The 14,941-nt window shown below is 69.2% G+C and carries 19 protein-coding genes; 9 read left to right on the forward strand and 10 right to left on the reverse strand.

Annotation, left to right across the window (positions count from 1 at the left end):
- The first annotated feature begins 427 nt into the window (after window positions 1-427).
- Together ACIBEA_RS43150 and ACIBEA_RS43155 are read left to right on the forward strand one after the other, a co-directional pair.
- Complete coding sequence (locus ACIBEA_RS43150) at window positions 428-895, forward strand: hypothetical protein (RefSeq protein ID WP_399269805.1); 468 nt, start codon at window positions 428-430, stop codon at window positions 893-895.
- A gap of 9 nt (window positions 896-904) precedes the next feature.
- Complete coding sequence (locus ACIBEA_RS43155; RefSeq protein WP_399269807.1) at window positions 905-1,321, forward strand: hypothetical protein; 417 nt, start codon at window positions 905-907, stop codon at window positions 1,319-1,321.
- A 16-nt stretch (window positions 1,322-1,337) separates the two neighbouring features.
- Here ACIBEA_RS43155 and ACIBEA_RS43160 read toward each other — a convergent pair whose 3' ends face one another.
- The 7 genes from ACIBEA_RS43160 to ACIBEA_RS43190 all read right to left on the reverse strand — a co-directional run bounded on the left by ACIBEA_RS43160 (window position 1,338) and on the right by ACIBEA_RS43190 (window position 6,320).
- Entirely contained in the window at window positions 1,338-2,246 is a 909-nt protein-coding gene (locus ACIBEA_RS43160; protein ID WP_399269809.1) for a hypothetical protein, read from the reverse strand.
- Between the two features lie 394 nt (window positions 2,247-2,640).
- On the reverse strand, window positions 2,641-3,027 hold the full coding sequence (locus tag ACIBEA_RS43165; protein WP_399269811.1) for a hypothetical protein: 387 nt from the start codon (window positions 3,025-3,027) through the stop codon (window positions 2,641-2,643).
- A 165-nt stretch (window positions 3,028-3,192) separates the two neighbouring features.
- Entirely contained in the window at window positions 3,193-3,372 is a 180-nt protein-coding gene (locus ACIBEA_RS43170; protein ID WP_399269812.1) for a hypothetical protein, read from the reverse strand.
- Window positions 3,373-3,870, reverse strand: coding sequence for a hypothetical protein (locus ACIBEA_RS43175; protein WP_399269814.1), 498 nt, complete (start codon window positions 3,868-3,870; stop codon window positions 3,373-3,375).
- 328 nt (window positions 3,871-4,198) lie between these two features.
- A complete protein-coding gene (locus ACIBEA_RS43180; protein WP_399269816.1) occupies window positions 4,199-5,125 on the reverse strand; it encodes a hypothetical protein in 927 nt (308 codons plus the stop codon).
- Between the two features lie 8 nt (window positions 5,126-5,133).
- Window positions 5,134-5,691: a 2'-5' RNA ligase family protein gene (locus ACIBEA_RS43185; protein WP_399269818.1), complete on the reverse strand. Its 558-nt coding sequence runs from the start codon at window positions 5,689-5,691 to the stop codon at window positions 5,134-5,136.
- 287 nt (window positions 5,692-5,978) lie between these two features.
- The gene (locus tag ACIBEA_RS43190; RefSeq protein ID WP_399269820.1) at window positions 5,979-6,320 is read right to left on the reverse strand and encodes a hypothetical protein; all 342 of its coding nucleotides are present in this window, start codon (window positions 6,318-6,320) and stop codon (window positions 5,979-5,981) included.
- A gap of 99 nt (window positions 6,321-6,419) precedes the next feature.
- Between ACIBEA_RS43190 and ACIBEA_RS43195 the strand changes: the two genes are divergently transcribed.
- A complete protein-coding gene (locus ACIBEA_RS43195) occupies window positions 6,420-7,205 on the forward strand; it encodes a hypothetical protein (protein WP_399269822.1) in 786 nt (261 codons plus the stop codon).
- 372 nt (window positions 7,206-7,577) lie between these two features.
- Here ACIBEA_RS43195 and ACIBEA_RS43200 read toward each other — a convergent pair whose 3' ends face one another.
- Window positions 7,578-8,393, reverse strand: a complete 816-nt coding sequence (locus ACIBEA_RS43200; protein WP_399269823.1) for a phosphotransferase — start codon at window positions 8,391-8,393, stop codon at window positions 7,578-7,580.
- A 94-nt stretch (window positions 8,394-8,487) separates the two neighbouring features.
- Window positions 8,488-9,195: a hypothetical protein gene (locus ACIBEA_RS43205; RefSeq protein ID WP_399269825.1), complete on the reverse strand. Its 708-nt coding sequence runs from the start codon at window positions 9,193-9,195 to the stop codon at window positions 8,488-8,490.
- A gap of 413 nt (window positions 9,196-9,608) precedes the next feature.
- Between ACIBEA_RS43205 and ACIBEA_RS43210 the strand changes: the two genes are divergently transcribed.
- The 6 genes from ACIBEA_RS43210 to ACIBEA_RS43235 all read left to right on the forward strand — a co-directional run bounded on the left by ACIBEA_RS43210 (window position 9,609) and on the right by ACIBEA_RS43235 (window position 14,035).
- A complete protein-coding gene (locus ACIBEA_RS43210; RefSeq protein WP_399269827.1) occupies window positions 9,609-10,109 on the forward strand; it encodes a hypothetical protein in 501 nt (166 codons plus the stop codon).
- Between the two features lie 47 nt (window positions 10,110-10,156).
- Window positions 10,157-10,801, forward strand: coding sequence for a hypothetical protein (locus tag ACIBEA_RS43215; protein ID WP_399269829.1), 645 nt, complete (start codon window positions 10,157-10,159; stop codon window positions 10,799-10,801).
- A 110-nt stretch (window positions 10,802-10,911) separates the two neighbouring features.
- Entirely contained in the window at window positions 10,912-11,814 is a 903-nt protein-coding gene (locus ACIBEA_RS43220; RefSeq protein WP_399269831.1) for a hypothetical protein, read from the forward strand.
- Between the two features lie 136 nt (window positions 11,815-11,950).
- Entirely contained in the window at window positions 11,951-12,733 is a 783-nt protein-coding gene (locus ACIBEA_RS43225) for a GntR family transcriptional regulator (RefSeq protein WP_399269833.1), read from the forward strand.
- A 106-nt stretch (window positions 12,734-12,839) separates the two neighbouring features.
- Window positions 12,840-13,400 carry a hypothetical protein gene (locus tag ACIBEA_RS43230; RefSeq protein WP_399269835.1) on the forward strand — a complete coding sequence of 187 codons (561 nt, stop codon included), beginning with the start codon at window positions 12,840-12,842 and terminating at the stop codon, window positions 13,398-13,400.
- A 185-nt stretch (window positions 13,401-13,585) separates the two neighbouring features.
- Window positions 13,586-14,035 carry a hypothetical protein gene (locus ACIBEA_RS43235; RefSeq protein WP_399269837.1) on the forward strand — a complete coding sequence of 150 codons (450 nt, stop codon included), beginning with the start codon at window positions 13,586-13,588 and terminating at the stop codon, window positions 14,033-14,035.
- Between the two features lie 506 nt (window positions 14,036-14,541).
- Here ACIBEA_RS43235 and ACIBEA_RS43240 read toward each other — a convergent pair.
- A partial coding sequence (locus ACIBEA_RS43240; RefSeq protein WP_399269839.1) for a hypothetical protein occupies window positions 14,542-14,941 on the reverse strand: 400 nt, incomplete at its 5' end.

The raw sequence follows: 14,941 nt of genomic DNA on the forward strand, positions 1-14,941 counted from the left end.
CGGCGCCCGATGGGGCCTCGACGGAGCCGAGGCCATCCTCAAACTCCGTGCGCTCCACGACAACGACGACCTCAACGACTACTGGGCCTTCCACCCACACCTCGAGCACGAACGCGTCCACCAAGCCCGCTACCAGCACGGATACAACCTCACAGCTTGATCAAGCCGGTCCCTCGGGAAGAGCTACACCCATCTGAGAGCACGTCCCAAGGGAGAGCGACCGGCCACCACGACCACGCGCCGAAGCAATGCCTCAAGCGCCCCAGCCGATTCGGCTGGCCGGAACCCGTCCACCGCAGCCCCTGTCAGAGCGGACGGGCATCGTGATCCCTATGAAGGACGAAGTCTTCCCCGCGCCACCGCTGACGTCGGGGCGGTGCGCCGCCGGCTCACCGCCGCAACGTGGGGGTCGGCGGCCGCTTGGCCGATGATCGCGCTCGCCGTGACACCGGCCCTTTTGTGGTGGCTCGACACCGGCATTGACGAACTGACCACGGCCGAGGGCGCGGCCGGTCTGCTGCCGGCGATCGCCACCGTGGCCTACCTGGCTTACCAATCCGCCGGATCCGTCCGAAGCGAGCAGCGGGGAATCGCCGACAGCGCCCGAGAACTCGCCTCCGCCGCGACCCGCCTGGACGATCAGGCCCAGCTTTCCCGCGCGGCAGACGACCTCGGCACCGCTCTGCTGTCGGCGTTCAGCCCGTTCAAAACCCGCCTCATCCCGCGACGAGCTGCGGTCGGGCTTGCCCGCCAGGTCCGTGAAGAGGCGCAAGCAGCTGAGGGGCTGACTCCCGCGCCCCTGAGGGTCGTTCAGGTCCGGCCGCCGTGCCTGGCGCGCGCAGCCGCCCTCCTCCAACCTGGCGTGAGGTCATGTCGTGTGACGGGCCTGGGTTAGTTTCGTCCTATGAACGAGACCCCGATGAACTCGCTGGCCCAGGTGTACGACCGCGAGTTCCGAATCCGGGGCCTGCGGCAACAGAGCTGGGGCCGCGGGCTGATAGCCGTCGCGGTGCTCATCTGGCTGTGGCTGGGCTACCTCCTCGTCCTCCCCTTCAGCGCCGACCCGGGCGGTAACTCCAAGCCGGTCGAGTGCGAGTCCCGCACGTTCCACCAGAACGGACGCTGGGCCCGCACCTACGCAGGGGACGAGGGTGAGCGGTGCGATGCCGAACGGGACTGGGGCCCCATCACCGCCGGTCTCCTCCTGTCCCTGCCCTTCGCGGTCCTGGGCACCGGCCTGTACGTTGCAGGCACCTCTTCGGTCCGTACCGCCGCGTATGCCGCGGACATCGCCCGCCTGAACCTCACCAGGGAGATCTGAGCCGTCATCCCCGGCATCAGCTCCAGAGCTTCAGGGACCGAGCCCGGAGATCAAGGTGCCGTGACTCGGCCGGATAGCCGTCCGACACCTGTTCCCCGAGAGCCCGTACCGTGACGGCGTACTCGAATCCCTGCCTGTGGCGGTGGTAGTCCTCGGCGGCCGTGCGCAGGCAGTACGCGACGGCCGCGCAGTACGGTCCTTCTCCCCGCGGGTCGAAGGAGGGACCGGGGGTGCCGCGCCGCCGCTCGTTCTCCAGCCGGGGGTCGGTCAGCAGCGTGGCAAGGAGACCGTGCCAGCGGTTGAGCTTCTCCGCGCGCTGATGGAGGGCCGTCTCCCGGACCTCGGCGGAGCCGGACTCCGCGAGCAGTTCGTCCAGGTCGAAGTACGGTCGCAGGCCGAGGTGCTCGATCTGCTCGCGGTATTCGTCGATGGCGTCCAGCTCGGTCGGGGTGAAGCCGGCGGTCTGGTAGGTGGCGAGCGCCATGTCGCTGGTCCAGGGCATCCGCTCCCGGCGCGAGTAGTCGAGGGCCGCGGGGTACGTCGTGATCTCGGAATGCGTCTCCAGGACCCCGATGAGGCTCGCACGCTCCTCGTCGTCGGGGTGGTCGGCCAGCGCGAGGGCGTCCTGGTGTGAGATCCCAAGTGCCGCCCTGAGCCGGTCGGCTTCGACAAGGCGCCCGCCCAGGTCACCGAGCGTCGTGCGGAGGACATCGCGTGTGCCCGCCCCGCACTCCCGCAGCCGGGCAAGGATCGCCTCGGCCCGCTCCGCGAGGGCGAGGGCTGCCTCTTTCGGCAGGTCGGCGGCCGGGTCCCCGCCGTGATCGGCCTCGACCGCCACCGCGTGCACGGTGCCCAGCACGGTGTGCAGTTCTTCGAACTGCCCCTCGATCAGGGCCAGAGCCGCCTGCACTGCCTCAGCCGGCACCAGCCCTCCGGCTGGCTGTGCCCGCAGTGCAACGGCAGGCTCATCCCGGCTCCTGACTCGCGCCCCAGTCGCCTCAGGGTCGCCGCCGCCTTGGACATCGTCGAGCCCAAGGACCGGATCCTCAGGCCCCCCGTCCTGGGGTAGATCCGCGCGCGGTACGTCCTGACTCATAGCGAGTCCCCCTTCTCCCCTTGCCCAGCATGCGCGGACAGAGCGTATCGAGTGGTGACAGAGAGCAACTCCAGCTTGAGGAAACCGGCTCCGTAATCGCGAGTCGGCCACCCGGGCCTCCCGCTCCTCGGCCCAGAGGGACGGCCGGAACCCGGCGGCACGGTTTTCCCCCGAGTTCCCTCGCTGGCACGGCTGCAGCGAGCTCGGATACGGGGTGCGTCCGTCACCTGGGCTGTGGGAGCGGCCGTGCCGGGCGGAGAGGCGCGATCGGAATCCGCACCCCGAGTGCCACTGCCGCGCGCCGGCACCCCGCCCTTACCTCGACCAGCTCGGCCCGCATATCCACAGGTGCTGGCTCGCCAGCGCCCGCCACGGCACGGACGGCCGCCTCCCGCAGCTCGCGGCGGGCCGCATCGGACTCGCCTGGCAGGACGGTGCAGTCCGCGGCGTCGGCGACCGTGGCCACGAGCAGGGCCACATCGCTCGGGCCGTGCGTCCGGTCGCGTACGTGCACACCGAGCAGCCGGGGTACCCACGCGGCCAGCTGGGCGCGGATGTCCTCGCAGGTCCGGGCAACTCCGTCGCAGGCCCGGGCGACCGTATCGTCCATACCCGCCATCGTCGCCGCCCCCACCGACAACACCACGGTTGCCGACCGCGCGCTCACGCTCAGCGGTTTAGGGCGTGTTTAAAAGTCCCGCCTGGCCCGCGGCGCCTGGCGCTGCTTTCTAAAACACGCCCTGTAGACGGAACAGCGGGGTCCGCACGTACGTCCTCACGGCCTGTGGCGGGCCCGCGCGACATCACGGATGGAGATCGTCGCGTTGTAGAGCAGCCGTCCGCCCACGGACCAGTACAGTCCCAGGAGACGGCGCCGAAGCGGCAGCGGGGCGCTGGTCGTGCGACCGAGCCACAGCCCACCACCGTGCTCGGGGTAGCTCTTCGCGGTGTTCACTCAGCACTGCTCCTTCATCACGACCGTGGTCGGCGAGAACGCGCCGCCCTTGTCGGCCTGCCCGTCCGGCTCTTTCAGGGCCTCGACTGTGGCGTAGTACCTCGTACGGTACGCGCCCGGTTCACACCCCGCCGCGACTTCCACCCGCTTGGGCGACCCCTTCCCGGGGGCCTTGTCGTTCGTGACCCGCTGGATCTCCGTCCAGCCGCCCGGCCCCTTCTTCTCCAGGGTCACGGTGAGGTTGTGCCGGAGAACGGCCTCGAAACACGTCGCTACCGCCTCGCCCCGGACCCGGCCCCGGTTGACGTACGGCGCGGAGATCGTGTGCAGGCACGCCTTCCCGCCCCGGTCCCCGGTAGTAGTGACCTTGTCGTCGGCCGGCGGCGCGCACCCGGCCTCCTCTGCGCCGGTTGTCACCAGGATGGCCAGCGCCACTGAGGCGGCGGCACCGGTCCGGCGGACGCTTCGCCGGGAGAGTCGTATCAGGCTGCCGGTCATCGGCTGGACTCCTCGGCGGTGGGGTGAGGACCTAAGGCCGCGGGAAGGGGGGACGCCGCGGTGCCCGGGGCTGGCTGTGTAGCCTGCTCCGTTCCGCATGTCCCTGCCCACGCTGCTCGCGCGGAAACCGTACCGATCAGCGAGGTCGTAACCGAGTGCGGAATCCGCCAACTCCCGGCGAAGTACGGCGTGCTCGCCCCACAATGGCCTCCGAAGCGCCGTGCGGTCCCCGAGCCACCCGCCACCGCAGGACGTGACCAGTTCATCGGTCCCTCCAGCCTGCGACAAGGGATGTCGGATTCCGGATCACCACCGGACGGGCAGGTCGTCACTGCCGGTGCTGCCTGGCCTTGCCGCTCAGCCGGGCCCAGTTCCGGCCCCGCCAGTAGTCGTACGGGTCGGCGGTTTCTGCGGAGCGCCGACCGCCGACCACGATGTCCGTGGCAACGTCCACGGTCCCCGCCTCGTCAGGCAGGGGCTCCTCCGGGTGGAGGCGGATGCTGGTGCGCACGTGAGGGGCGGTGAGCACCTCAGGGGTGGAGATGTGTCCGGCCGGGCACACGATGCTGGCGGCCATGCCGTCGCAGTAGATCTTCCAGCCCTCGTGTGACCCGCACGAGGGACAGGCCAGTGGGTCGACCGGGCCGTGCGGGCCGGGAGCATGGTCGGCGTTGCGAATCGCGCCGCGCACCCTCACCACGAGAGCAGGTGCCGGTGCTGGCGCGGGTGGGAGCTGGCGCTCTTCCTGATCTGTCAGGGCGGCCAGCTCCCCGCTGAGCCACCAGACCGTGGAGGCCAGGTCGGATGGGGACGGCGCATCGTCGGACCACATGGAATCCGGGTACTCGATGTGGGAGAGCTGCTCGAACAGGGCCAGCACGGGCCTGGTCGCATCCCCCGCTTCCCGCAGCGCGAGCATCGCGGCCTCCATCCGCCGGCGAACCGTCCACGGCTCCGTGAACACGCCTCCCACCGTTTCCTTCCCGGCGTCAGCGGTCACGAGCGCGCGCACCACGGCGATGTCGACCCGGTCGGCGGGCTGCTGTTCCTCATAGGAGACGGTCAGGACGGCGAGAGCCAGAACGGCCAGGCGGCGGCGGTTGAACGCATGCGTGTGATGGGTCGGCACGGTCACCGGCCTCCACATCGGCGGCATCCAGCGCGCGGCCCGCACGACGGCGGCCCGCCACCACACGCTGCTCCCGGCCGGGAGCAGTTCACTCATCGCGCAGGCGACCGGATCGTCTGCAGGCACCTTCGAGATCACGCGGCGGCCCCGAGCGGAACCTCAGCGATGTGCGTCCACGTGATGCGCGCCCCGTCGTGCCGCTCGGACACCAGGACGGCCTTCTCCGCACGGAGGGTCACCGGCCCCGGTCCGTGATCGCTCAACCAGACCTTCATGAGGGCCGGGTTGGCCTTGGAGGCCGACTGGCCGCCGTACGCGATCGACATGTGGGGGGCGTGGTGGGCGGGGATGAGCGGCCACCTCTCCGGCGCCACCGTCTCGAAGGCCTCCGCGGCGAGCTCCCACAGGCGCCGCGATGGCGCGCCAGGCCGTCCGGCCATCTCCAGGGCGATCCGTCCGACGGAAGGGCGGGAGAACTCGATGTCGAACGCGGGCACCGAGGCCGCCCCGGCCCGGAAGAGCTCGACGACCCGGGTGATCTCCTCGGCCGTGTACTGGTCCTCGGGGCCGGCGTGCAGGAGCGTAAGGTGCATCCACTCCGCGGGCACCGGCTCCAGGCCGGGCATCGAGGCGAGCTCCCGGTAGGGGGACGTAAGGGTCTCGTCCACGATGTCCGAGGGGAAGGTGATCAACCAGTGAAGATCACCACGCCCACGTGGCCATGCCAGTGCCCGGCTCTCAACTGCCTCGAAGAAGCTTTCCAAGGGGTCCCCCGCACAGGTTGATGTCGCGATACGGGGACGGTACCGGCACCGATCCCTGCCGCGGTCGCGATGAGGTGATTCGGCCACCGCCCGCCGCGCCGGTGACCGATTTCCCCAATATGTGCGATAAGGCGTCTGGTGCGCGGTACGTTAAATTCGCAGTTCCCGGACGCCTCTTCCCCCCGTGAGAGGCGTCCGGGACGGCAGCCTTACGCTCAGTCGGGGGTGTCTCGCAGCTGTTCTCGGTCGGCGCTTTCCGCCGTGCGCCGATCGCTGGATCCCGGCGGCAGAAGGCTCAGCTTGTCCAGGTTTTGAGATGAGCGGCGACCGCTCGCAACGGGAGCCGTCCCGTGCTGCGCGGGCCAGAGGGATCGTCCGGCTTCGCTCGCGGCGATCCTGCCCAGGATGCTGCGTGACATGAGGCGCGGACCGAGGTCGGGCATGGGCGGAGGAGTCCATCGGGCGAACGCGAGCTGCGCAGCGTACCCGTACAGCACGCGGCCGCCGGCGTGGTCGCCGTACGCGGCCGGCTGCAGCAGGCGGGCGGTGCGGCTCAAGGGCGGCGTTCGCGGAGCAGGTTGGTGCAGCGCTACCGTGCCTCCGCTATCAGATCGGACCGGCCGCGGCGGCATCAGGGCCACCGCTACGCTGGCCGTGTGACTGCTGCTCCCGCCCTCAAGCGCCCGCTCGACCAAATGCCCTGCGACCCCGGCTACATCCGGCTGTCCTACGAGCTTGAAGCCTCGTTGGACAACAGCAACTACGAGGACACGCTGGAGAAGTGGCGGGTCATCGCGCATTTGGGTGAGGACAGATTCGGCCTTGAACACATCCCGCCGTGCGGGAAGTGCGTCGCCCGGTGGAACCAGATCGAAGAGGCGAGCGGGCACGTCGACGAGGACGACGAGTGCCTCCACCGCCTTCGCGTCGGCATGCTGGAACTGGTCAAGGTCCGCTGGGGAGGCTCACAGAATCCGTTCTGGGCGATGGAGGAGGAGTCTCAGAACCTCTACGAGATTGCCGAGACCATCTTTGATGACGAGCACACCGGCTTCACCGAGGAGTTCGAAGAGATCGCCGAATGGGGCGGCAACGACGTGCTCGTGCTCGACAAGGCCGAGATCGGCGAGGCATGGAGGGGCTTCGGCCTAGGACCGGCGATCGCCGCAGACGCATTCCGCCGTCTTGCACCCGGATGCAGCGCAGTGATGGTGCACCCAGCGCCCATCGACGCGACCGGCATGACCAGGGACGAGCGCGACCGCGCCTGCGACCGGCTGCGCGAAACCTGGGCAACGCTGGGATTCGTCCCCTACGGCGACACCCCGTACATGATCTTTGCGACCTGTTGGGCCGACCCCGAGGAGAAGCAGCACGCCCTGCGGAAGGCCAGCCGCGAGCTGACCATGCAATGGCGGGCAGCACGGCAAATTGATGGCTGAGCGCCTCGCACGTCGTACGGCGCCGCTCCGCGCTCCCCAGGCGCCCTTCAACGGCCCCAGGGCCACCACCGGCTAGGCTCCCGCGGGGGCGTAGCGATGGCGGGCGCAGGCTCGTACGGGACCGTGGTGCGGTCGGGAGGCAGGCCGATCTTGTGCGGGTGGACACAGGCGGGCTCCCCGGCGAGGGTGTACCGGTGTCCGTCGGCCGGGTTGAAGGGTGCCCCGCGGCACGGCCGGTCGAAGATGACGAAGTCCTCGCGCGGATACCGAAGGGCGGGGCAGATCCCGCAGAGGCGATGGTCCGAGTCGGGATCGGTTTGCGCAGGGCGGCCGTCCATGCCGGCACACGGTATCGGCAAGCGTCGGCGTCCGTCAGGTGCCGTTGCGGAACATCGCGTACTGCTGCGCGGCATCGCGCAGCGAGTCCGACCAGGCCCCCGGGTTCTCGTCGGCGATCTCGGCCCACAGCCTGGCGTTGGCCTGCGCGAAGATGTCCAGTGCGTCAGGGGGCGCGGTGCGCCAAGCCGGCATCCGGGCCGCCCACCGTTCCGCTTCGGCGGGAGTCTGCTTGCCAGTGGCGATCAGCCAGATGCACCCGAGGGCCGGATCTAGCCAGGGAGCGGCCGCGGTCGACCAGGCCCAGTCGACCAGCACTGCTCTGCGATCCGAGGTGATGATCACGTTCTCGGGGTTGAAGTCCGTGTGCGCGAGGCAGCGGCCTGCCAGGGCGGCGCGGTGCACTGGGTCGGGGATGTACGCCGCCCAGCGGTCTTCGGCGCGCTTCAACTCGACTGCGGGGGCCGGGATCTCGGCGAGCGCGGTGAGGGAGTCGGCGAGCAGAAGGAGGTCGGGGGAGTCCGCGGAGTAGTCCGCGTGACGGCCTTCCTCGACGAATGCGAAGCCGAGGAGATCCCAGCCGGCGGATTCCAGGTGCCAGAGAAGGGGCGGGGCGAGCTGCCCGGTGTACGGGGCGATGGCTGCTTCGCGGCGCTGGGTCCAGGCCCGGGGGTGATCGTTGCGTAGGCCCTTCACGAAGATCGCTCCGCTGTCGGTGTCGAGCCGGACGGCGATCTCGCTGTTGTAGCCGCCCGAGACGGTCTCGGCCCGCTGGATTGATCCGGTCCGCGCCTCGATCTCGGCCCGGACGACCTGAGGGAGATCAGTCCAGTGGAGGCGGGTAGTGACCATGGGAGCAGCATCGCAGACTGAGGGGACCGGCCTGGGCCGAGCTGGGCGGTGGCGCGCCACCGCCGTGCCCGTCCGTCCGGAAGGCCCGCCGTGGCTACGGTGCGAGGCGTACGCGGATGCGGGGGCTGAGGAGATTTTGGGGGAGCAGGGTCTGGCCGGCTCCCAGGCGGATGGACACTCCGCCGTGGATGAAGGCCTTCGTGAACTGCCGCCCAGCCGTGCTGCTGAGCACGGGTAGCGCGGCGAGGTCGAGATGATCCGGAGGGGTCGGCCAGAGGCGTGCCACGAGCCCCGCGCCCTCGAAGGGGTGGTCGACGTCCATCTTGGGGTGGCTGAGCAGTTGGAACTGCGCAACGCGCCCGTCCGGGAGACCGAATCCGAGGTGCGTCGCCTGGCCGGGCCCACCGCCCCCGTCGGGATGCTGGATGCGGGGGAGGAGGAGCCGCTCGTCGGGAACGGCTTCCCCGTCCGGAGCTTTCGGGTCGAGGATGCCCAGCCACAGCGAGAGATCGACGGGCAGCTCGCCAGTGTTGCGCAGACCCGTCAGCCACTCACTCGGGAATTCCCACGGCTGCCGGTCGCGCTGCGGAGGTTCGGAATACACGGCCTCGGGGTGCGCGGCAAGCAGCAAGGTCTTGACCGCCCAGCGGGCGAACGTGTTCACCTCGGACCCAGAGATCGGGCGCAGGTCGTCGAGAAGGGTACGCACCGGTGTTTTCGCGGGCTGCTCGAAGGTGGTGTTGAGCCAGTCATTGCACTTCAGGCCGACCGAGCTCCCCTCCTGCCCGCAGGCGGGGAGCATGAGCCGAGTGAGCTGGGGGCGCTCCACCACTCCGCTGGCGTACGGGACCGCCTCACCGTTGACCTGGACCGTGAAGGGACCTTGACCGCTGAACCGCTTGAGAAACCAGGACGGCAGAACATGCTCGCGAGGCGTTCGTACAGGGGCTCCGCAGAACACGCAGTGGAGGGCACTCATGGAAGGCGAGCGTACGCCGGGGCGCGTGGAAGGGCATGGGCGATACGAGGCAGGGCCGCTCGCGAACGAAACGGGAGCTGCACAGCCCACACGAGTGGTCGTTGGCCCGCTCCGGCTCTCGAAGCGCGACCTGCGACACGATCACCTCGGCGTCGAGGACAGCCCCCGGTGCTGTACGTCACCCCGATCCGGCGGAACCTCCCCCTTGCTGTACCGGTGGACGCGAGAATGAGCGCATGACCACGATCATCGAGCAGTTGCAGCGCTGGAAGGCCGAAGGCGGCTCCGACCTGTGGCAGGCGGCCTGGGAGCGCACCATCGAACTCGGCCAGGTCCCCTGGGCCGGCATGCAAATGATCATGGACACGCCGGTCCTCGCCGAAGGGGCCGCCGCTCTGACCACGATCTGCTACATCACCGCCGCCGAGGAGGGCATCCACCCTCGCGAGGTGACCCGTGCCCAAGTCGAGGCGTTCCGTGAGGCCGCAGCCGCCGGAGGCGCGAAGGTCGAGGGACAGCAGGCCCACTGGGAACGCCGGCTGATCGCCCTCGGCCACGACCTACACGACCCCATCGACCCCGTGGCCAAGATGTGGCGGGAGATCAGCATCAGCTACCAGCCGCCGGCAGACGCCCCCGACGCCGTGTGGGAGGACACGTTCACCCGCTGGGGCCCCGGCTTCATCTCCGGCCTGAATAAGGTCTTCGCTCCCGCCTACCTCGTGCCCCTCAACTGACAGAACACTCTGCCCGCCGACCCGCCTCGGAGGTACGGTCCCGGCCTATGAAGCCATTCGAGTTCAAGGACGGCCAGAACTCCTGGCAGACCGACAGCGAAACACTCCTCCACTTCTACGCCGCCGTGGACTGGAACGACCCCCGCCACAAGGCCCTGAGTGAACTCGTCACCACCTCGAACCAGGCACTGATCGACGCCGGATTCCCCATCACCCCCGTCGAGCTGAAGTGGCTACACATCACCGTCGACCAGATCTCCGGCCGCCCCGCGAACCGGATCGCCCAAGCAGAGCGGGACAAGCTCATCACCGAGGTCACAGACCGCCTCAACGACCTTGCCCCGATCGAGGTCACCGTCGGATCGCTGCTCTCGTACCACTCCGGAGTGATCGCCGACCTCCACCCGGACCAGCAACTCGCCGACCTCCACCACGCCGCACGCGAAGGCATCTGCGCCGCCCTCGGCGAGGAAGCCTGCCAATACCACTGGGGCCTGCAACACCTGACCACGGCATACGCCTACGCCGAGGCCGATTCTGACGCCGCTCAGCGCATCCTTCGACGAGCACGACCGAGCCACGCACCGCTGCACATCAACGCCGTTCACCTGGTCGACGTCACCGCCAGAACCACAACTCAGGGCAAGACCATCACCTGGGACCACCTTGAGACGATCCGCCTGCGCGGTTGACGGTCCAGGCAGAGCAGCCGAAGCCCGCGCGACGGCCCTGGCGTCACACGTTCCGTGCGTGATCCTAGGAAGGGACGCCATGGCGTCCCTTCCTGAGGTGGGAGGCGGTCATGCCCGATCGGCGGTCGCGCGGGTACCAGCCGTCCTGGAAGCCCCAAGCCTCCACCCTGGAGCTGCTCGCGGCGGTGGACCGGGTGCTGGACCGCTACACAGCCCAGTTGCCTCTCACGATCAGGCAGATCTGGTACTCGCTCATCTCCGACGGGGTGCTGCCCAAGGAGGGCCGTACGTACAAGCGGCTCATCGAGGTGATGGGGATGGCCCGCCGCTCGGGCCGGATCCCGTGGGAAGCACTCCGCGACGACACCGAGATCAGAGCGGAACCCGCCTTCTACGCCGGCCCCGACGACTTCCGTGCAGCTCTGCGTCAGGCCGCGGCCGAGTACCAGCTGGACCGGCAGACTGGGCAACCCCTGCGACTCGAGCTGTGGTCCGAGACCGCGGGCATGGTCAGCCAGCTTCGCGCCGTGGCAGGCCCCTACGGGGTTCCGGTGTACTCGGGCAGCGGGTTCAGCGGCCTGCCGGCGAAGAGGGCAGCAGCGCTGCGCACGGCGGCGGATCGTAGGCCGGTCAAGGTGTTCGTCGTTTCGGACTGGGACCCGAGCGGAGTTCACCTGTTCTCCGCCCTCGCCGAGGACGTCGGTGCGTTCGCCGCCGTCGACGCCCCCGGGATCGAGGTTGTCTTCGAGCGCCTGGCGGTGACCGAGCAGCAGATCGAGCAGTACCGGCTGCCGACCGCCCCGACCAAGGCCAGCGACAACCGTGCGTTCACCGGAACCTCCACCACCCAGGCCGAGGCGCTGCCGCCCGACATCCTCGCCGTCGTCGTACGGGAAGCGATCACCTCCCACCACGACCCGCACATTCTCGCGGGTCTCCTGGAACGGGAGGAGCGCGAGCGCCACGACCTCCTCGCCGGCCTCGGACTCCAGGCCGACTCCGAGCCCGACTGATACGAGTTCACCGGGATCGAGGCTTTCGCGAACTCGCCCCGGTCTGAGTGGCCCGGGGACCGCACAGACCGGGATACCCGCAGGTCCGCGTCACCCGGGAGCCGTTCGCGTACTGGGCTCTGCGTAGGGTTGTCGCATGATGTTGCCGCTGGAAGAGGACTCCAGGCCGCCCTACCTCCAGGCGGCCGACTATCTGCGCACCGGGATCGTGGTCGGGGAGTACGCCCCGGGCAGCCGGCTGCCGTCGGCTCGGCTGCTTCAGGAGCGCTTCGGGGTTTCCAGCTCGACTGTGCAGAACGCGCTGCGGGTGTTGAAGCAAGAGGGCTTGGTCTATTCCGTCCTGGGGCGCGGCAGCTATGTGAGGAGCACGGCGCCCAACCTGCCAACAGCGGGCTGCGCGGGGCATCCCGGCAGCGTGTCCGAGGACACGGAAGCAGAACACGACCCCCGGCCCCCGTACGTCAGGACGGCGGACATCCTCCGGCAGGCGATCTTGTCCGATGAGTTCGCACCGGAAGGACGACTCCCGTCCGCCCGCGAGCTCCAGGACCGATACAAGATCGCCAACTCGACCGCGCAGAACGCCGTGCGCGTGCTCAAGAGGGAGGGCCTGGTCTTCGCGGTCAAGGGCAAAGGCGTGTTCGTCCGCCGTAACGTGAGGGAGGAGCACTCCAGCGGGACGAGGGGACTCCCAACCCGACCGGCCATCGCCTCCGCCCCCGTGCCCACCGGCGGACCAGGCGATCACGATGCTGCCGTCAAGCTTGCTGCCGCCGAGCAGCGCCTCGCCCGCGCCGCCGACGCCTACCGGGCTGCCGCTGCCGACTTGGAGATCATTTCCCGCGAGGCGAGGAACCGCGGACTACTACCGCCCTCGACCGAACGCGTGGCCACGGCGGCGTCGTCCAGCACGGCGTGAAGAACGCCGGCGGCGCGGGGGCGCAGTGGGACTGCCACGCCGGGGCAGCCCAGATTCGGCGCCTTCAGCCCACAGACGGCCGAGCGGGGTGGCCTAACCTGCTTCTGTGAGGAATACCAAAGCCTTCAAGGATGCGGTCGCTCAGACGCTGATCGAACTCGCCCGACTCGGGGTGACGGTGCGGCCCGGTTCCGTCGCGGACATCATCGAGGCAAACATGCGTGAGGTCGCCGCCCGGCTGGGCATCCAGGAACGGTCCACCTGGCGCTACTTCGACGCGGCAGGGCTGGCCGAGTCCATCGCCCAGCACCACAAGGACTTCGAAGCCTCCAGCGAGAGTGCCGGTGTAGGCGTGGCACCCATGCCGCCGGTCGACAATCCCGAGCTTGCTCTGGTGCTCGCCGGGGTACCGGACTCCCTCGTGCAGAGCGGAGGGGACCTCTACGCGGTGATCATCAACGTGGCCGTGAGTGCGTGGATGGCAGGCCACATCCACGGTGAGGACGGATGTGCGGGCTGTGAGGGCAGCCGCGGACCGTCCGGCCACGACTGGAACGACCGGATGAAGCAGATCACCGCGATGTCCCCGGACATCGCGAAGTGGTTCGACCGGGACCGATGGACCGCTGCCTTGCACGACAGCGGATTCAGCGTCGAGCGTCGCTGACCTCGGCTTCGCGCTGGTGCGGCTACTGACGCTGTCGGCCGGCGATCCAGTTCTCTTCGACAGGCCAGCCGAGGTTGTGCCGCTCCGCCTCGTGTGAGCAGTGCCCGACTCACGAAGAGGTGCTGTTGGAGGTGCGGGGGAGTGGCGGCTACCGAACGGGGGAAGTCTGCGGCCGGAGGTGCCCTGTGGCGGACGACCTGGTCGCGGTCTGCGATTTCTGCATTCAGCCCATCCCTGACGGGGAGGGCATGGTCGAGGTCGACATCGCGGCGGCCGAACGGGCCCTGAAACGCTGGCGCGCACGGTACGGAACTGACCCGGGCGCGGTGTTCCGTACCACCCCCTGGGCCCGGCCGGTGGCCTGGGCGACTCGGCACACCGACTGCGGCACATCGCCCCGCTTCGCGTTCACGATCGCGGTACATCGCCTCCGCGCCTGGACCGACCTGCTGCGGTGGGGCGTCCACCTCGCGGACAAGGCCTTCACCCCGGCCACGGACTGGCACGACCTGGTGGAGCGGGCGCTGGACCCCCGGCAGGCGGCCGTCAGCGGCATCCTTCCGACCCGGCCCCGACCGCTGGCCGGCGGCCCGATCGGCGACCCTCGCCTGCGCGGACCGGCAGACGAGGAGTAGTCGCCCCCCGGCCTGACCAGGACCCGTCCTGTCCAGCAGGAGGCCGAGGCCCTGGACACCCGCGCGCGTTGCTAGGCCTTGCCCTCGCCGCGGTCCCTCCGTACACGTCGTCGTCGTAGCTCCCGTACGGCTTCACGGCACCGCCGGGAGCTCTTGGACCGTCAGGTCGCCCCTGATAGCTGGTAACAGGTGCGTATTCGGAGCGCGCTGTATTCGGTGTCCAGCTCGGTCGATCCCCGTTCGCTTCCCCGTCACGGGAAGGCGCCGCTCGATCACGCGCGTCAGCGGTGGGCGGTCCAGAGATAGATCACATCGCTCTCGGTGCTGCTGCCATCCGGGCTGACACGGGGGCCCGGCGCCTGGTTGAACCACCACCGGCCAAGCGGCTACCTCTTGATCCGGCTGCATACCGCCAGCGCGGCAAGGAGAAGCAGTGCAGTTGACCGCCTGGTTCAGCCGCCACAGGACCGTGCGGCCGCATGCACCTATCGGCTACCGCAACCGCGTCACTGCGGTTCGCCGCGCGGCGCCTGAAGTGACCGGAGAATTTGCCGGGCGACCGCGAACGCTGTGGTGCCTGCGATCGTGAGAAGCATGAGCATCTCTAGCAGGACCGCCTGCCGGGCCCAGTATCCGTGCAGCAGGTAATCGAAGGTGCCGTCGGTGGTGGCGATACCTACGGCCAGCAGGAGTGGGTCTACCAGATGCAAGCGGCCTCCGGCACTCGCTGTGATTCCATGGCCAGGCAGGAGGAGCCAGCCGTAGATGGTGGCGAAGAGTGCGAGCGTTACGGGGACGGAGATGCCGAGAAGAGGGTGTACACCAGGTTGTGTGAGTAGGGGATGATTGCTCCTATCTGGTCCGGTTCCTGCCCTGAACGGAAAGTGACGCACAGTGATATCGAGG

The sequence above is a fragment of the Streptomyces sp. NPDC051555 genome, assembly GCF_044454405.1.
In the GTDB taxonomy this organism is placed as follows: Bacteria; Actinomycetota; Actinomycetes; order Streptomycetales; family Streptomycetaceae; genus Streptomyces.